This window comes from Paenibacillus sp. ClWae2A (assembly GCF_032452295.1).
In the GTDB taxonomy this organism is placed as follows: domain Bacteria; phylum Bacillota; class Bacilli; order Paenibacillales; family Paenibacillaceae; genus Paenibacillus.
The window spans coordinates 781,636-795,625 of the sequence record NZ_JAULSQ010000002.1 but is presented as its reverse complement, the minus strand read 5'-3'; the positions used below and the strand labels follow the sequence as shown (position 1 = coordinate 795,625).

Here is a 13,990-nt window from a genome sequence, read left to right as displayed (position 1 = left end):
CAATAATGAGCCCAAAGGGCAATATTATAGTTGTAAGCTTAGATGAGATTGTGGCCATTGTTGTACAAGATGATGAGATTGAGATAAGAACAAAAACTAGACGAGGGAGACCTTTAAGAAACTTGACTGAATACGAACGCTTATTTGCCCCATTTGGCTTTGAGAAAGCTTCAAAATCGGCTATTGTAAACACCGATAAAATATGGACATTTTGTGAAGAAAATCATACGCTATATTTCGACAAAAATCATAAATCAGAGGGTGTGAAAGTAACACGCCGAAATGTGTATAAATTCAAAGGACTTTGACCGTTCACTAGGGATGAACGGTCAATTTTTATTCGACAGTATTTGCGATTACTCCATGATAATATCAGGACTATAAGTCTATAACATAAGATGTTACAGGTTAGGGGTGATCTATCTTAAAAGTAGCAAAGATGAGTCCATAAAACTTTACTACCTAATAAAGTTTTATCCGGATCGGGAGGAAAGATTCCTCCGCTGCAGCTTAAAAGAACTAATCACTATCTAGGATTTTGCGCCACGTATACAACGCTTGGGGGCCATGTAGCTTCATTGCCTTGGCAATAGTATGTGCTGTACCCAATGTCATTGTTTGATTGTTGTTCGCATATTGACTTAACTGGCTTTCAGCAATACCAGTGATAATATGCAAATCACGTTGCGAAATTCGTTTCCTTTTATACCATTCTTTTAAGCGGCAACGATCCGGTTCATACCGCATCGCGCTACTCCTTAAATAATTGACTTAATTTGTTCTGTGGAAAGCATTTACCAAACATACGAACACATGTTAGTATTATGCTAAAGAGAAACACATGTTCGCATTTTAGAGAAAATAAGAACGGAAGTGACACCTATGAATGATGAATTTAAAAAACATACTTCCTTGGTTATCGAACTTAAAAAGGAAAAATCAGTTGAAATTTATCTCTTCATTAAAGAGCAATTAATAAAATCAATAAATAATCAAAGATCCTCATAAACCAATTTAATCATTTTCTCCAAGGTATCCCTTTTGTTCGAATCGGTTAAATCAATTTTGTATTTCTCAACTAATTCCTTAATTACATACTCTGTCGTCTCTTCAGCAAGGTCAGGCTTTGATGATAATAACTCTTCTCTCGGAACTTCAGTTCTTCCTAATAAATAGTCAGTATCAACATCAAGGGCATCAGCTATTGCAACTAATGTTTCATTGGATGGGGTACTATGACCATTTTCATAGTTACTGACCGCAGCCTTAGTAAGATTGATTTTGACGGCTAACTCTTCTTGAGTTAGTCGTTTGCTTTTTCTTTGAGACGCCAGACGATCTCCATGGAACACATGCTTACCTCCTAACGTTAAGGTACAAGTATATTGTACCTTTATTATCGATTTAAATAAATTATGTACACCAATATTGTATTTTTGTGTTGACATACACCATTCTTGTACTTTATAATCAAGACAACAAGTACAAGATTAGTGTACAAATGAGGTGAAAACATGAAGAACGAAGCCTTAATGAATGCCCGGCGGAAAAAGGGCTTAACACAGGAAGAATTAGCTTCTCAGCTTGGATATTCTAAAGCAAGCGTTAGTAACTGGGAGAATGGTTATTCAAATCCAACCCTTTCTGATGCTTTCAGAATATCTGAAATTCTGGGTGAAGATATTAACACTCTTTTTTTTGGCCTAAGAGTACAAGCTGAGTGTACAAAAAGAAAAGGTGCTAGCTGATTAAACCAATTTATCTAGTAAGGAGGCAAAATTACAATGGCTGTCCCACAACTCGATACGCATAAACATAATCCTGGGAGGGATATGCCGATGTCGATCCAAATTAAAGAGTTGCCAGCAGGAAATGTTGTTGAGACCTACCAATTTGGAGAAACCACTGTTCATATCTGTGATGACTTCATTGCACAAACACCTAGCCAAATCGCTAAAGTGATCAAGCAAATGCACGAAGTAGGTTGGGATATTTTGCGAAACCAGAAAAGCGAAGCCGATTAGGCTTCCAACGGAGGACAAGCATATGCGATTCCATTGGATCAAACCCACATCACGAGCATGCTTCATATCTGCCGTCGCCATCCGATCCGAACTGAAGAAAATGACGGTAGATCAAGCAATTGATTACACGTTGTCACTCGAAATTCAATGTAAGAATCCACATCTGATATCTCAACGAGAGCTTAAGCGACTCAAGAAGGACGCTGAAGCAATGATTCGCAGGATACAAGAAACCCGCCGAGCTGTACCGGCTGGCGGGCAATGAAGGGATCTGGGGAAGACCTTGCAACCTAATACTAACCCTAGATTATGTCACATAACAACTGAGGTTGTGAGTCATTTTGTCCCAAATCCCTCTAATTGATACTGAGGGAGCTGAATGTATTGACGATTGGGAACATCTTGCATGAATACCGCAAGGAACATGGGATGACGCAAGAAGAGTTTTCGGAGAGGTTGCTGCTTGATCGTTCATCGATTGCAAAAGTTGAGAGCGGTAAGCGGCAAGCTCCGAAGGGTATGGCTATGCAAGCAGCGGTCGCATTCGACGATCCAAGGCTGTACTTGGCTGCTCAGGAAGAAGTAACTGGCGGTGCGATAACGCCCTGGTTAGACAACGTGGATTTACATAGAGCAAGTGTACTTTTCAAAACGGTAGAGGAAATGAAGGAAGTTCTTGCTTTGACTTCGGAGGTGCCGATCAGTAAGACGGGTGATCAACTCACGGAAGCTGATCGAGTCATCATGAAGCGGTTGCTGATGGAGACGGTCGAAGCGATAACGGCGCTCACGCACTTTGCAGCCGTGCTGTGCAAAGAGTATTCGTTCTCTTGGTTCGGGATCTGGAAAGAGCATCGGGCCGAGCTAAAGGCTAAAAAATATATGAAATGAGGTTGATTGAATGTCTCGTGAACAGTTGGCATATGAAGCATTGCAGGCTGGAAAAAACTCGAAGCACAACTTGAAACTGATTCGGAAGCAGCCTGAAAGAATGTTGCCTGGGAAGATGAATAATGCAGAGGAATATCTTAACCGGATGATCCGGTTCGCGGAAGTAGAAATAGAAAATGCCCGCCTGGCAGGGCGGACACTCACGTTGAGAACTCGCTTAAAGTCTCTTCTGCTGCTCATTTTATCGTCTCCCGAGTCAAAGCGCAAGGGGGAATCAGTATGAAAGATCAATTATATATCCAAATCATCATTAACTATACAGAATCAGCCAAGGCCTTACGTGAGAATACGGCGGCTGTGATGTCCTTCAATGGATCGGTTCAGGGAACGGATTTCGAATCCATTTGGCAAGAGCGGGAAATGATCTTTCACCGCTGGCAGAACGCTGCTTCAAGTTTGCGTGAGCTGCCGCCGGAATACATGGCGCAGGCTGTGGCGGAGATTGAGAAGATTTAACGATACAAGTTATGGACAGGCCATTGTCGGCCTTGTCTCACTGCTTGCGGGACGGGTTTCATAACCAACTCCCGTTCCGTTGGCGGTGAGATGCGGCTGACGCATCACAGAGTATTAGCGCGAGGGTTACATTTTTAGACTTTGTTGGCTCCCTCTACAAAAGGATAAGACTAAAGTCTGGTTTGCGCCATTAGCCACGTAACCGCCTGAGGGGTTCGATTGACGGCTCACTGGGTCGATTGGTTGGGAAAATGGCGGCTCTCGCGGTGGTACTCTGCCACACAAACATTTGAAGGGAGGACAAACAATGAAGAAACCTAGCGAGTTACTGAGCGATATCGTTGATGCGTTGAGAAAGTTGGAAGATGGTATTGATGATAAAACTCGTTCCACCTCAGAAATTCTTGAAAATTTATCTTCATTTGCCGGCAACGGACTCTATGAAATCATTCGCGACATCGATGATGCAAAGGATGCTGCGGAAGAGATTGAGGAAGAGTTGGACAAAGCCAATGACCGTATTGAGGAATTAGAAAATGAGTAAGGAGGACAACCCGTGCAAATTATTCATCGGCTTACCGTTGTAAGCAACCCGACTCGTGTGTTTGAAGTCGGTACCGAGATCGACGGCCGCGAGGTCATTGAGATTAAGAACATGAGTTTGGAATACGAGGATCATGTTCATTCGGAATATCACGTTTTGGATGAAGATGGGGAACTGATTTCTAATGTTGAGAACGCTCCGGTGATTGTTGATTGGAAGACGATCGCAGAAGATGGACCAGTTCCAGACAACGAAAAAATGACCGCCTAGGCCGCGGTCATCACTGATCTTTCACAACTAAATATGGATACACGGTCATCTTACCATGGGTGGCCGTGCCAAACAAGGAGGATGCGCATGTCTGAATTGCTTGAGTCCCAGGAAAGTGAATGTTCTGAGGAACACGATTCTGATTATCCCACGATTCACGAAGAACTCGCTGATAGGGGTATGAGCATTCATGATTTTATATGAGGGAGGAACGAACATGGCAATGAATATTGCAGCCAGTACAAAGAACATGGCCCGAGAAGAATGGTTGAAGATCCGCCGGAAAGGTATCGGTGGTTCGGATGCATCTGCTGTCGCTGGCTTGAACCGTTATAAATCACCCGTTGGAGTGTTTCTGGATAAGACAGGTCAAATCGAAGCGGATGAAGCTGGAGAAGCAGCCTATTGGGGCAATGTGCTCGAAGACGTTGTAGCAAGAGAGTTCACGATCCAAACCGGACTAAGGGTTCAGCGTAGCAACAAGCTTTATCAGCATCCTGAACATAAATTCATGCTTGGTAACGTGGACCGCTTGATCTTGGATAAAGGTGGTCGTGGACTCGGCATCCTGGAGTGTAAAACGGCCAGCGCCTACAAACTCGGTGAGTGGGAAGACGATCAGGTTCCTGATGAGTACGCGATCCAACTGCAGCATTACATGGCTGTTCTTGGCGTGGATTACGGGTACTTTGCGGTTCTTATCGGTGGTCAACGTTTCCAATACAAGCTGGTCGAACGCAATGACAAGATCATTGACTCACTTGTGCAGATTGAGGATGAATTTTGGAACCGGCATGTCGTGCCTGGTATTCCGCCAATGATTGATGGGAGTGACGCTTCAGCAAATCTGTTGAATCAGCTTTACCCCATATCCGCGCCATCAAGTGAAGTCATCTTGGATGATAAGCAAGCCGGCATCGTTCGTCAGCTTCAGGCGGCAAAAGAAGAAGCTGCTGTTGCTACGGAACAGGTCAAACGGTATGAAAACGAGTTGAAATCAATCATGGGCGAGAATGAGCTGGCTATCCATAACGGTGACACTTTGTTGTCCTGGAAGTCGAATGATACTTCTCGGATTGACAGTAAACGATTGAAGAAAGAGCAACCTGATCTATATGAAAAATACTCAAACACCTCGTCTTCAAGACGGTTCCTGGTGAAATAAGGAGGCCCTATGGCACGAGCAAACGGAGCATCACTCGAAGGGAAATTGCAGAATAAGGCAGCGGGGGCGAACAATGCTCCTGCTGTTAATCCATCGCAAACCATTGCCGCCTATCTGAAGAAAATGGAATCTCAGATTGCTGAAGCAATGCCGAAGCATATGAACATTGAGCGTTTAAGTCGTATCGCACTCACTACAATCCGGACAAATCCAAAGCTTTTGGAATGTTCAATTCCTTCACTGATGGCCGCAGTTATGCAATCGGCTCAGTTAGGACTTGAGCCAGGACTGATTGGTCATTGCTACATCATTCCTTACGGCAAGGAAGCCACGTTCATTATCGGTTATAAAGGCATGATCGATTTGGCCCGGCGTTCTGGTAATATTCAATCCATTTCCGCGCATGAAGTCTATGAAAATGACTTCATAGAGTTGATATATGGTCTTGAAGAGAATCTAAAACACGTTCCTTGGTTCCTGAGGAAAGATGAAAAGCCAACTGAGTCAGGTAAGGTAGTCGGAGCTTACATGGTCGCCAAGTTCAATGACGGCGGTCATTTCATCCATTACATGCCGATCAGCGAGATTGAGGCGCACCGGAAACGTTCCAAGGCATCGAATAACGGCCCCTGGGTCACGGATTATACGGAAATGTGCAAAAAGACGGTCGTTCGTTCCGGATGGAAATGGTTGCCGATCAGCGTGGAGATTGCTTCTGCTGTAACGCAGGACGAAACCACAAGGAAAGATATTACACCTTCGGATGAATCGTTCATCGATATCACCCCACCTGCAGGTACTGACGATCCACCACCTGCTCAACAAGGCGATGGTGGATCTGAACAGGTCGAATTTGAATAATGAGCCAAATAGATTCCATCACCGATCAGCCGCTTCTACGCAGTATGATCGGTGATCGGATATGGCGACTGATGGATTCAGATCCTGCGCTTTTCAAGCAAGAGGTTCGGGATTACTTCGCACGAGGCTATCCTGGATGGCTGGTTGTTCGTGCGAAGTACCCGCACATTTATTTACGTGATGATAGGGAGCGTGCGATATGACAACTAAACAGAGCAGAAAGGCAGTCTTCAACCAGTTGCAACAAATGTTTGAAGACGCCGCGATGGAAGGGCCGGAGGTTCTCCAGTCCCATTTAAGAGACGTTGCTTTCTCGTTGGGGGCACAGGCGGCAGCGTCGTCAGATCCGGTTCATATGCCGCAAGCCATTAATGATTTAGTTACTCATTTCGGTCGCGGAATTCAAACCGTTATTCAAGAGATAACGGGCAATGAAAGTAAGTTCGATGTCGCTGTTTACGCTGTTCAACAGAAATAACATTGGTGTAGGAACTGAAATCACGGCTGCTACGGGAGGGGGAGACGCAAGTGACCGAGACAGCCAGACCGACCCTTTCCGGGCTTCTGGAACAATTTGAAGCCATTGGCGGGCCGGAAGAGTTTGGTCCTGAAGGGATAGCAATAATGATTGCCTTATGGCGACGCAGTGCAAAGCTTGGGTGGCGTAAGGCATGGAAAATGACCAATAAGGATCTCATGGTTCAAACGGGAATTACGAACAAAGGTACGCTAAATGCTCATCGAAAAAAGCTCGTTGATGCAGGATTGATTGCTTACATTCAACCACCAAGAGGGCAATCAAAAGGAGATTACAGCGTCGAATTCGACTTGTTGGGTGTCGGAGTGGAACAAAAATTGAACCACTTCAATAGCTACTCAGACGAAGTAGGGCAGGAAGTGGAACAGAATTTAGACCACTTTGACGGGGTAGGTGAGAAAGTGGAACAAAAATTAAACCACTTTCCGCAAGTAGAACGAAAAGTGGAACAAATTTTAGACCCTGTATTAAAAGATCTTCTTCTTTCTTCTTCTGCTTCATCATCTGCTACTGCAGACGGAAATCAAATTGATCGTCCACCTGATCCGGAGTATGAATCATTTTACTCAGCTCACAAGCGAGTGTTTGGATTCGAGTGCAATCCATTCCAAGCACAGCAACTTATCGTTTACATCGATGAGGACCACATGGACGAGGCTGTGGTTATACGGGCGATGGAACGTGCGGCATTGGCTGCTTCAGGATACAGGTTCACCCTTATTACCAAGATCCTTGGAGATTATCTGAGGTCTGGGGCCAAAACATTTGAAGCAGCCAAAGCGTTGGACGATGCTTTCGAAGCAAGGAAAGGTTCTTCAGTTACAACAGGTTCTGTACCGAGTGGTCGGAGACAACAACCGTTAAGGCAGCAAAAGAGGGACAGTTTAGAACAAAGGCTGAGGGAGGAGGAAGCCCGTGGAAAAGGCTGATGTTATTCGATTGTTCATGGCGATCACCGACGAATACCCGACTTTCGATGACAGTGAAGAGAATGTGGATCGCCACTACAAGCATCTTCAAGATTTTCCGTATGAAGCAGCTATTCAAAACTTGGATCAGCATATCAAGACTATAAAGTGGCCGCCGACCATCTCGGAGATCCGCGGAAGACTTGGCGAACAGATTGAACGTGAACGGATGCGAGATTTAACAGAAACATATTTTGCGGAGAGAGAAGCAGCGGCTCTTAAGGCTTGCCCGCCGCCGCCGGGATGGAAGGATGAGTTACTTGCAAAGCTTCGACATAGAAAATAACCTTCCCTACAGTATGCAGTTTGAACAGGCTGCCCTGGGTGCATTGATACTGAAGTCAGTGGAAGCTTTGGAACATGCAGAGATACTCACTGCAGATGCGTTTTACGATAAGGCCCATAGCCTAATTTACAAAACGATTGCAGGATTAGCTGAAAGGCAAAATCCGATCGATCTGGTTACAGTAACGGAAAGCCTGAAGGATAAAGGTGAACTGGATGACATCGGTGGAGTGAGTTACCTTGCTAAGTTGGCGGGGGGAGTACCGACTGCCGCAAATGCCGGTTATTACTTCGAACAGCTTCAGGATATGGCAGTTCGCAGGGATCTGATCCGGACTAATATGCTTCTGATACAGCAAGCAGCTGCTGGAACCGAACTGTCGCAGTTAATGTCCAGCGTTCAACAAGCACAGAACAAATTAACTGATCGAGCAGCACCAAAACAGGATTTTAAGCGCATTGAAAATGTGTTGATCGAAGTTGTGGAATCTGCTGAGGTTCGTTTTGACAACTTTAAGAACGGTACAGTCACAGGTATTCAAACAGGCTTTACCGATTTGGACAGTATCACAGCCGGATTGCAAAAGAGTGATTTGATTATTGTTGCTGCTCGACCATCAGTAGGTAAAACGGCTTTCGCTCTGAACATTGCCCAGAACGTGGCCATTCGGAATACCGAACCTGTAGCTATATTCAGCTTAGAAATGTCAGCAGCTCAGCTTGTTCAGCGGATGGTGTGTGCCGAAGGGAACATCGACGCGAGTAACATGAGGATGGGCGATTTTGCTTCAGGCGATTGGACAAAGTTTGCTGAAGCAGTCGGAATCCTAGGTGCAACAAATATTCGTATCGACGATTCGCCAGGTATTACTGTTCACGAGATCCGTGCGAAGTGTCGCCGCCTTAAAAAGCAGGAAGGACTGGGGATGATCGTCATCGACTATCTTCAGCTCATCGCAGGTCGTCAGGGAAAAGGTTCTGAGAATCGACAGCAAGAAGTTTCCGAGATTTCAAGGACTTTGAAGCAATTGGCTCGTGAATTGGATGTTCCGGTTGTTGCATTGTCCCAGCTCAGCCGAGCGGTTGAACAACGCCAGGATAAACGTCCCATGATGAGTGACTTGCGGGAATCGGGTTCGATCGAGCAAGATGCCGACATCGTAGCGTTCCTGTACCGGGATGACTACTATAACCAGGAGACCGAGAAGAAGAACATCATCGAGATCATCATCGGTAAACAGCGGAATGGCCCAGTAGGCACCGTTGAACTGGTCTTCCTGAAACAATTCAATAAATTCGTGAACTATGAGCGGAAGCACAACTATGGCCCAACGCCACCGGAGCCTGAAGATATAGAAAAACGCCAATGGGCGTAAGGAGGGAACGAGCATGAAGCAAGGTAAACGGCTTACCAAGAAACAAAAAATTGATCTGCTTAAGGCCAGACCAGGCGTAACGTTGGAAAACTGGTTGTCTGAGCGGGAAACGTCTGAAGGTGTTGTACTGCTGAACAAGCATTCGGGGAAACGCTGGTTGCTGGACAAGATCGATGGCATGTTGCGGCCGTACAAGGTGCGCACTTGATGGGCAGTCCTTATACCAGATGGTCGGTGTCAGAGTACATGAGACATCGGTTCATGAATACAGGACAGGTTCCTGATCGGGATGAGCTGCAGGCAGAATTTTCGGGGATTGATCAAACTGAGCTCAACGAAGGGATCGTTGAGTTTGATGCAATCGTCGGAACTGGAGGTGCGACGTGCGAAAGCTGATTGATCCGCACCATCAGACACATTTGAGTTATACCGTGCGCGGTGATGACGGTCGTAAGTTGGCTGAGGTATTTGTCATTAAGCGTGACATGCTGCCAGCGAAACAACGAAGGAAGGAAAGGAAGCGTGCCAGACGATGAAGATTATGGGCATTGATCACGGGACCAACTATGCGGGATGGGCAACGATGACGAAGGGCAAACCAATTGATTTCGGTTTAAAGGATTATTCCAAAATACCGATGCCCAAGGTCTTGAACGCCATTTACCAGGACAACTACGACATGATTCGATCTCACAAACCTGATGTCGTGATTTTGGAACGCCCCGTACATTTCAAAAATGCGAATAGCGTAATCGCTTTGGTTGGTGCGTATTCCATGGTTACATTGGCTGCACTCCATAATCGCGTTCGAATTGCTGAGATACGTCCTTCCGAACTGAAGATGTTCACAGGCAAAGGAAATGCAGATAAAGAAACGGTTGCGGTTGAAATGCAAATGTTATTCGACCTTGATTTAGACGAAATTGCTATACCCGTTTACTACAAGAAAAATGATCCAAAGGGAACGTACAAAGTTGGGGACTTTCAAACTCGCTTGTACGATCCATCCGACGCTTTAGCCTTGTGCTGGGCTTATTATCAAAAACATATCAAAGGAGTTGCATAGACATGACAAATGGAATGGTGAAATTTTCGGCAGAGGTAGCAAAAGGAATCAGTGTTGGTACAAAGGATGTAACAATCAAGTTGCTCATCCCTCTTGCTGCAGTTGAATCAAGATTATCTGCTTTAGCGAAGATGCAAGAAAAAGAGATCATGGTTTACCTGGGTGATCCGCAAGGAGCGTTTGACTTCGATGATGAAGAGAATGACCCAATGTACAACACTTGGAACAGTGGGCGCCGCGTAACAACTGATTCATCCGGTGTAGTAACACAGATCGAGAAGCCGGGTTCTGCACCTGATCAGGACGAGAATCAGGCTCAGTTGTTTGGACCAGCTGAAGCGCCTATTGATCAAGAGCAGCCAACGGGAGAAGGTGACGACAAGCCAACTGTTCCACCGACAGGCGCCGATGATCCTGGTACCGATCCAAATGATCCTTACGGTGATAACGATAACAATGACATTCCAGACTGGATGAAGGATGGCGGCGATGATCAGTCCGGTACGAAAGAAATGGACTTTAGTTCTTCTGATGGTTCAGAAGGTGATCAAGAGCCGCAAGCAGATCCTCAACATGACGGGAATGAAGATCCTCCTGCAAGTGACAAAGATAGTGCACCTGCTGAGATCGATAAGGAGAAACTTGAACAGTTCATCCTTGCTCAGCGCCCGATCTTTGATGATATCAAACTGGCTGATTCCCCTGCCGATTTCCCTGCACTCCTTCAGCAACGGAAGGTAGAGGGCAAGACATGGTTGGAAATCTCAAAAGAAATGAACATCCCAAGTTCGCAGATCAGTTCCAAGTTCAACGCCTACAAAAAGCGCGTTACTAAAATGATGCAGGATGGCGTAGCGGTTTAAGCATCTTTCATACAGCATCAACCCCCGGTCGAACGTTGGCCGGGGTGACCAGTTGCATGCATCAAACAGAACGTATGATCTCAAATTCATCAAGAAAGGGCGATATCAATGAAAGAATCCGTTAAGAAATATCAGATTCAAGCAGAGTTGGAGGAGTTGCTTCCTCGTATGCAACATGTTTTTAAACAAATTAAAGACATGGAGGAAGAATGGTCTAATCATTACGACCGGAACGATCCAGAAGAACAATATCAACGTGGAATGTTTTATCGGGCGGGTGATCTTATGGCTGACGCTGCTAGGGTGTTGACCCAAGCATTCGCGGAAGTGAGAGACCAGGGCTTTTTGCGTAAACAGGCGAACGGACGATATGCATTAAATGGGTTTGAGCTTGCGACTACCTCAAACGTTGAATATTTGGATGTAGATGGAGACATTCGTCGGTGGGTAGCGACCCGAATTGAACATAACGGATCTGATTACTTTTTACTTGCTACCAAGCATATTCCGCTGGATGGTTTGCACGTTCGAATTAAACGGGTTCCACGCTAAGGAAGGGGTAATCACATGAAAAATACATTGGGAGATTTGCAAAATCACTTGTTCGCCCAGCTTGAACGCCTCAGCGATGAGGATATAACCGGTGAAAAACTCAATGAAGAAATCACCCGAGCCAAAGCAGTTACGAGTGTAGCTTCTCAAATTATTGCAAATGGATCTCTTGTTCTGGAAGCTGCAAAACTTGCTGATGATCGGATGAATGCTAACACTATTGTTCCTGCAATGCTTAAAGGTGAAAACTGATGGTGTGGTACACCCCTGAGCAGAAGAAATTTATTCATGATATCGCACAGGGTAGATATAACTCTGAAATTGCTGAATTATTTCAAGCTGAGTTTGGTATTGAGGTTTCAGCAGGTCAGATAAAATCTTTTAAAGCTAATCACAAGATTAAAAGTAACGTCCCACGTAAACGTACAACTGGCGATGAAGGTTTGTTCACACGAGAACAAAAAGAATTCATCGAAAAAAATGTTGAGGGCCGACAAAATCAGGAACTCGCTGATCTAGTCAATGAAAAGTTCGATCTGCAGATCACTGCAAAGCAAATGAAGACGTATAAAAAGAATCATTATTTATTAAGTGGATTGGATTGTCGATTCCAAGTTGGTCATGTCCCATTAATTAAAGGAACAAAGGGACTATATAACGTTGGTGGCAATCCTACTTCATTCAAGAAAGGACATCGACCTTCTAATTACCTGAAGGTTGGATCTGAGAGAGTCACTGCCGATGGATACGCGGAAATAAAGATTGCTGATCCCAATAAGTGGCGTAGAAAACACTTGATCGTTTGGGAAAAACACTATGGACGCGAAGTCCCGGAAGGTCATGCTGTCCTTTTCGGTGATGGGAATCGGAGTAATCTGGATCCGGATAATTTAGTTCTGGTGTCTCGTGGCCAACTCGCAATCATGAATAAAAGAGGGCTGATTCATAAAGACGCTGAGTTAACCAGGACTGGTGTAATCATGGCAGACATCATTAAGAAGATTTCAGATCGGAGGCGTAATAGGAAATGAGAATCGACAGTTATCCGATACCCGTCACGTGCTCTTACTGCAGCAGTGACGTTATCTATACCAGCAACGCAGTCATTTACGGTAAGGAGTATGGTAACGGCCGAGTGTACAAATGCACCGGCTGTGATGCTTATGTGGGTGTTCACACTGGAACCGATATCCCTTTGGGTCGGCTGGCCAACAAAGAGTTGCGGCAGCTCAAGAAGAAATGTCATTCATTATTCGATCCCGCTTGGAAAGGCAAGAAGGTAAAACGCCGCCAGGCATACAGCATATTGGCTTTCAAGTTGGGCATCCCCGTTCATGAATGTCACTTCGGATGGTTCGACAAGGATCTGCTGACTAAGGCCATTAATGTACTGCAGTTGCCTGAATGGTACAAACAATAATGCGACGCATAATCTACGTTGCTGGAGTAAACAGAAAGCACCTAGCAGAACAGGCCAGCGGCGTACCTTACTGGCTCCTGAGCGCCACACTCCTGCGGAAATATCCAAGCTGGCTTGAGCCATACCTGCGACACAGAACGGTTATTTGGGACCCAGGGACGTTTAGCGAGGACTGCATTTCGTATCAAGGATATCGGGCTTATCTGGATCGGCATGCTAAGTCCCGACACACCTATATGCAATATGACGAGATAGGCGACCCTGCGGCAACCGCTTGGTATTTGCAGGACATGAGGCGGCGCGGCTATAATCCGGTACCGATCTTGCAACCTGGCGGAGACGTGAGTTTGCTACAACGGAATGGGCTGGTATGTATCGGTGGCATGGTCCGCATGAGAGACGATGAGCGTATGCGATACCTGGACAGTCTGCTGCTTAATCCTATACGTGCACAGGTCCACTTGCTGGGCATGATACGCCCGGAATGGTTTGAGCCATACAGTGCGGTGGTGCAGGGAGACAACACCTCGTGGATACCGCGTGATAAATGGAACAGACGATTGAGTGTCGAGGAATGGATGACAAAGTACGGAGAACAATTGATACCACACAGGCCGCGCGAGACGGTCCAATTATCACTATTTTAGGAGG

General features: G+C 45.5%; 28 protein-coding genes. 26 read left to right on the top strand and 2 right to left on the bottom strand.

The annotated features are described in order from the left end of the window. The first annotated feature begins 5 nt into the window (after positions 1-5). Complete coding sequence (locus tag QVE09_RS09740; RefSeq protein WP_315936652.1) at positions 6-308, top strand: LytTR family DNA-binding domain-containing protein; 303 nt, start codon at positions 6-8, stop codon at positions 306-308. Between the two features lie 211 nt (positions 309-519). On the opposite strand, the gene QVE09_RS09735 is transcribed toward QVE09_RS09740, so the two are convergent. Both QVE09_RS09735 and QVE09_RS09730 read right to left on the bottom strand, forming a co-directional pair. Then, positions 520-747, bottom strand: coding sequence for a helix-turn-helix domain-containing protein (locus tag QVE09_RS09735; protein WP_315936651.1), 228 nt, complete (start codon positions 745-747; stop codon positions 520-522). A gap of 245 nt (positions 748-992) precedes the next feature. Further along, entirely contained in the window at positions 993-1,352 is a 360-nt protein-coding gene (locus tag QVE09_RS09730) for a helix-turn-helix domain-containing protein (protein ID WP_315936650.1), read from the bottom strand. 162 nt (positions 1,353-1,514) lie between these two features. Here QVE09_RS09730 and QVE09_RS09725 point away from each other — a divergent pair, with 162 nt between their 5' ends. The 25 genes from QVE09_RS09725 to QVE09_RS09605 all read left to right on the top strand — a co-directional run bounded on the left by QVE09_RS09725 (position 1,515) and on the right by QVE09_RS09605 (position 13,986). Then, positions 1,515-1,748, top strand: coding sequence for a helix-turn-helix transcriptional regulator (locus QVE09_RS09725; RefSeq protein ID WP_315936649.1), 234 nt, complete (start codon positions 1,515-1,517; stop codon positions 1,746-1,748). Between the two features lie 36 nt (positions 1,749-1,784). Then, positions 1,785-2,024 (top strand): hypothetical protein, encoded by a 240-nt coding sequence (locus QVE09_RS09720; protein ID WP_315936648.1) that lies wholly within the window; start codon positions 1,785-1,787, stop codon positions 2,022-2,024. Positions 2,025-2,046: 22 nt separating this feature from the next. Then, complete coding sequence (locus QVE09_RS09715) at positions 2,047-2,289, top strand: hypothetical protein (RefSeq protein ID WP_315936647.1); 243 nt, start codon at positions 2,047-2,049, stop codon at positions 2,287-2,289. Positions 2,290-2,408: 119 nt separating this feature from the next. Further along, on the top strand, positions 2,409-2,915 hold the full coding sequence (locus QVE09_RS09710; RefSeq protein ID WP_315936646.1) for a helix-turn-helix transcriptional regulator: 507 nt from the start codon (positions 2,409-2,411) through the stop codon (positions 2,913-2,915). Positions 2,916-2,925: 10 nt separating this feature from the next. After that, positions 2,926-3,198: a hypothetical protein gene (locus tag QVE09_RS09705; protein WP_315936645.1), complete on the top strand. Its 273-nt coding sequence runs from the start codon at positions 2,926-2,928 to the stop codon at positions 3,196-3,198. Further along, positions 3,195-3,431: a hypothetical protein gene (locus tag QVE09_RS09700; RefSeq protein ID WP_145153016.1), complete on the top strand. Its 237-nt coding sequence runs from the start codon at positions 3,195-3,197 to the stop codon at positions 3,429-3,431. The genes QVE09_RS09705 and QVE09_RS09700 overlap by 4 nt, the downstream gene beginning before the upstream one ends. 307 nt (positions 3,432-3,738) lie before the next feature. Continuing rightward, the gene (locus QVE09_RS09695; RefSeq protein ID WP_315936644.1) at positions 3,739-3,975 is read left to right on the top strand and encodes a hypothetical protein; all 237 of its coding nucleotides are present in this window, start codon (positions 3,739-3,741) and stop codon (positions 3,973-3,975) included. Between the two features lie 12 nt (positions 3,976-3,987). Continuing rightward, positions 3,988-4,245: a hypothetical protein gene (locus QVE09_RS09690; RefSeq protein WP_315936643.1), complete on the top strand. Its 258-nt coding sequence runs from the start codon at positions 3,988-3,990 to the stop codon at positions 4,243-4,245. A gap of 217 nt (positions 4,246-4,462) precedes the next feature. After that, a complete protein-coding gene (locus QVE09_RS09685) occupies positions 4,463-5,410 on the top strand; it encodes a YqaJ viral recombinase family nuclease (protein WP_315936642.1) in 948 nt (315 codons plus the stop codon). Between the two features lie 9 nt (positions 5,411-5,419). Further along, positions 5,420-6,271, top strand: a complete 852-nt coding sequence (gene recT, locus QVE09_RS09680) for a recombination protein RecT (RefSeq protein WP_315936641.1) — start codon at positions 5,420-5,422, stop codon at positions 6,269-6,271. Then, positions 6,271-6,474 (top strand): hypothetical protein, encoded by a 204-nt coding sequence (locus tag QVE09_RS09675; RefSeq protein ID WP_315936640.1) that lies wholly within the window; start codon positions 6,271-6,273, stop codon positions 6,472-6,474. The genes recT and QVE09_RS09675 overlap by 1 nt, the downstream gene beginning before the upstream one ends. Beyond that, entirely contained in the window at positions 6,471-6,749 is a 279-nt protein-coding gene (locus QVE09_RS09670) for a hypothetical protein (RefSeq protein WP_315936639.1), read from the top strand. The genes QVE09_RS09675 and QVE09_RS09670 overlap by 4 nt, the downstream gene beginning before the upstream one ends. Before the next feature lie 50 nt (positions 6,750-6,799). Beyond that, positions 6,800-7,738, top strand: coding sequence for a DnaD domain protein (locus QVE09_RS09665; protein WP_315936638.1), 939 nt, complete (start codon positions 6,800-6,802; stop codon positions 7,736-7,738). Next, the gene (locus QVE09_RS09660; RefSeq protein ID WP_074092989.1) at positions 7,725-8,063 is read left to right on the top strand and encodes a replicative helicase loader/inhibitor; all 339 of its coding nucleotides are present in this window, start codon (positions 7,725-7,727) and stop codon (positions 8,061-8,063) included. Before QVE09_RS09665 ends, QVE09_RS09660 begins: the two co-directional genes overlap by 14 nt. Beyond that, the gene (dnaB, locus tag QVE09_RS09655; RefSeq protein ID WP_315936637.1) at positions 8,029-9,438 is read left to right on the top strand and encodes a replicative DNA helicase; all 1,410 of its coding nucleotides are present in this window, start codon (positions 8,029-8,031) and stop codon (positions 9,436-9,438) included. Before QVE09_RS09660 ends, dnaB begins: the two co-directional genes overlap by 35 nt. A 13-nt stretch (positions 9,439-9,451) precedes the next feature. Further along, on the top strand, positions 9,452-9,646 hold the full coding sequence (locus tag QVE09_RS09650; RefSeq protein WP_074092991.1) for a DUF6906 family protein: 195 nt from the start codon (positions 9,452-9,454) through the stop codon (positions 9,644-9,646). 38 nt (positions 9,647-9,684) lie between these two features. Continuing rightward, on the top strand, positions 9,685-9,834 hold the full coding sequence (locus QVE09_RS09645) for a hypothetical protein (protein WP_315936636.1): 150 nt from the start codon (positions 9,685-9,687) through the stop codon (positions 9,832-9,834). Beyond that, on the top strand, positions 9,822-9,974 hold the full coding sequence (locus tag QVE09_RS09640; RefSeq protein ID WP_315936635.1) for a hypothetical protein: 153 nt from the start codon (positions 9,822-9,824) through the stop codon (positions 9,972-9,974). The genes QVE09_RS09645 and QVE09_RS09640 overlap by 13 nt, the downstream gene beginning before the upstream one ends. Next, positions 9,971-10,504: a crossover junction endodeoxyribonuclease RuvC gene (locus QVE09_RS09635; RefSeq protein WP_315936634.1), complete on the top strand. Its 534-nt coding sequence runs from the start codon at positions 9,971-9,973 to the stop codon at positions 10,502-10,504. The genes QVE09_RS09640 and QVE09_RS09635 overlap by 4 nt, the downstream gene beginning before the upstream one ends. 2 nt (positions 10,505-10,506) lie before the next feature. Next, the gene (locus QVE09_RS09630) at positions 10,507-11,367 is read left to right on the top strand and encodes a hypothetical protein (RefSeq protein WP_315936633.1); all 861 of its coding nucleotides are present in this window, start codon (positions 10,507-10,509) and stop codon (positions 11,365-11,367) included. Between the two features lie 108 nt (positions 11,368-11,475). Next, the gene (locus tag QVE09_RS09625; protein ID WP_315936632.1) at positions 11,476-11,919 is read left to right on the top strand and encodes a DUF5348 domain-containing protein; all 444 of its coding nucleotides are present in this window, start codon (positions 11,476-11,478) and stop codon (positions 11,917-11,919) included. 15 nt (positions 11,920-11,934) lie between these two features. Beyond that, positions 11,935-12,171, top strand: coding sequence for a hypothetical protein (locus QVE09_RS09620; RefSeq protein ID WP_315936631.1), 237 nt, complete (start codon positions 11,935-11,937; stop codon positions 12,169-12,171). Beyond that, complete coding sequence (locus tag QVE09_RS09615; protein ID WP_315936630.1) at positions 12,171-12,950, top strand: HNH endonuclease signature motif containing protein; 780 nt, start codon at positions 12,171-12,173, stop codon at positions 12,948-12,950. The genes QVE09_RS09620 and QVE09_RS09615 overlap by 1 nt, the downstream gene beginning before the upstream one ends. Beyond that, positions 12,947-13,339, top strand: a complete 393-nt coding sequence (locus QVE09_RS09610) for a zinc-finger-containing protein (protein ID WP_315936629.1) — start codon at positions 12,947-12,949, stop codon at positions 13,337-13,339. Before QVE09_RS09615 ends, QVE09_RS09610 begins: the two co-directional genes overlap by 4 nt. Next, positions 13,324-13,986 (top strand): hypothetical protein, encoded by a 663-nt coding sequence (locus QVE09_RS09605; RefSeq protein WP_315936628.1) that lies wholly within the window; start codon positions 13,324-13,326, stop codon positions 13,984-13,986. The genes QVE09_RS09610 and QVE09_RS09605 overlap by 16 nt, the downstream gene beginning before the upstream one ends. Positions 13,987-13,990: the final 4 nt, after the last annotated feature.

What these genes read in the sequence shown, in the direction of transcription:
- QVE09_RS09650 (WP_074092991.1), top strand. Translation starts at nt 9,452, where the DNA reads ATGAAGCAAGGTAAACGGCTTACCAAGAAACAAAAAATTGATCTGCTT.
- QVE09_RS09610 (WP_315936629.1), top strand. Translation starts at nt 12,947, where the DNA reads ATGAGAATCGACAGTTATCCGATACCCGTCACGTGCTCTTACTGCAGC.
- recT (WP_315936641.1), top strand. Translation starts at nt 5,420, where the DNA reads ATGGCACGAGCAAACGGAGCATCACTCGAAGGGAAATTGCAGAATAAG.
- QVE09_RS09720 (WP_315936648.1), top strand. Translation starts at nt 1,785, where the DNA reads ATGGCTGTCCCACAACTCGATACGCATAAACATAATCCTGGGAGGGAT.
- QVE09_RS09630 (WP_315936633.1), top strand. Translation starts at nt 10,507, where the DNA reads ATGACAAATGGAATGGTGAAATTTTCGGCAGAGGTAGCAAAAGGAATC.
- QVE09_RS09620 (WP_315936631.1), top strand. Translation starts at nt 11,935, where the DNA reads ATGAAAAATACATTGGGAGATTTGCAAAATCACTTGTTCGCCCAGCTT.
- QVE09_RS09645 (WP_315936636.1), top strand. Translation starts at nt 9,685, where the DNA reads ATGAGACATCGGTTCATGAATACAGGACAGGTTCCTGATCGGGATGAG.
- QVE09_RS09700 (WP_145153016.1), top strand. Translation starts at nt 3,195, where the DNA reads ATGAAAGATCAATTATATATCCAAATCATCATTAACTATACAGAATCA.
- QVE09_RS09685 (WP_315936642.1), top strand. Translation starts at nt 4,463, where the DNA reads ATGGCAATGAATATTGCAGCCAGTACAAAGAACATGGCCCGAGAAGAA.
- QVE09_RS09740 (WP_315936652.1), top strand. Translation starts at nt 6, where the DNA reads ATGAGCCCAAAGGGCAATATTATAGTTGTAAGCTTAGATGAGATTGTG.
- QVE09_RS09615 (WP_315936630.1), top strand. Translation starts at nt 12,171, where the DNA reads ATGGTGTGGTACACCCCTGAGCAGAAGAAATTTATTCATGATATCGCA.
- QVE09_RS09605 (WP_315936628.1), top strand. Translation starts at nt 13,324, where the DNA reads ATGGTACAAACAATAATGCGACGCATAATCTACGTTGCTGGAGTAAAC.
- QVE09_RS09725 (WP_315936649.1), top strand. Translation starts at nt 1,515, where the DNA reads ATGAAGAACGAAGCCTTAATGAATGCCCGGCGGAAAAAGGGCTTAACA.
- QVE09_RS09735 (WP_315936651.1), bottom strand. Translation starts at nt 747, where the DNA reads ATGCGGTATGAACCGGATCGTTGCCGCTTAAAAGAATGGTATAAAAGG.
- QVE09_RS09715 (WP_315936647.1), top strand. Translation starts at nt 2,047, where the DNA reads ATGCGATTCCATTGGATCAAACCCACATCACGAGCATGCTTCATATCT.
- dnaB (WP_315936637.1), top strand. Translation starts at nt 8,029, where the DNA reads ATGAGTTACTTGCAAAGCTTCGACATAGAAAATAACCTTCCCTACAGT.
- QVE09_RS09635 (WP_315936634.1), top strand. Translation starts at nt 9,971, where the DNA reads ATGAAGATTATGGGCATTGATCACGGGACCAACTATGCGGGATGGGCA.
- QVE09_RS09705 (WP_315936645.1), top strand. Translation starts at nt 2,926, where the DNA reads ATGTCTCGTGAACAGTTGGCATATGAAGCATTGCAGGCTGGAAAAAAC.
- QVE09_RS09675 (WP_315936640.1), top strand. Translation starts at nt 6,271, where the DNA reads ATGAGCCAAATAGATTCCATCACCGATCAGCCGCTTCTACGCAGTATG.
- QVE09_RS09695 (WP_315936644.1), top strand. Translation starts at nt 3,739, where the DNA reads ATGAAGAAACCTAGCGAGTTACTGAGCGATATCGTTGATGCGTTGAGA.
- QVE09_RS09625 (WP_315936632.1), top strand. Translation starts at nt 11,476, where the DNA reads ATGAAAGAATCCGTTAAGAAATATCAGATTCAAGCAGAGTTGGAGGAG.
- QVE09_RS09670 (WP_315936639.1), top strand. Translation starts at nt 6,471, where the DNA reads ATGACAACTAAACAGAGCAGAAAGGCAGTCTTCAACCAGTTGCAACAA.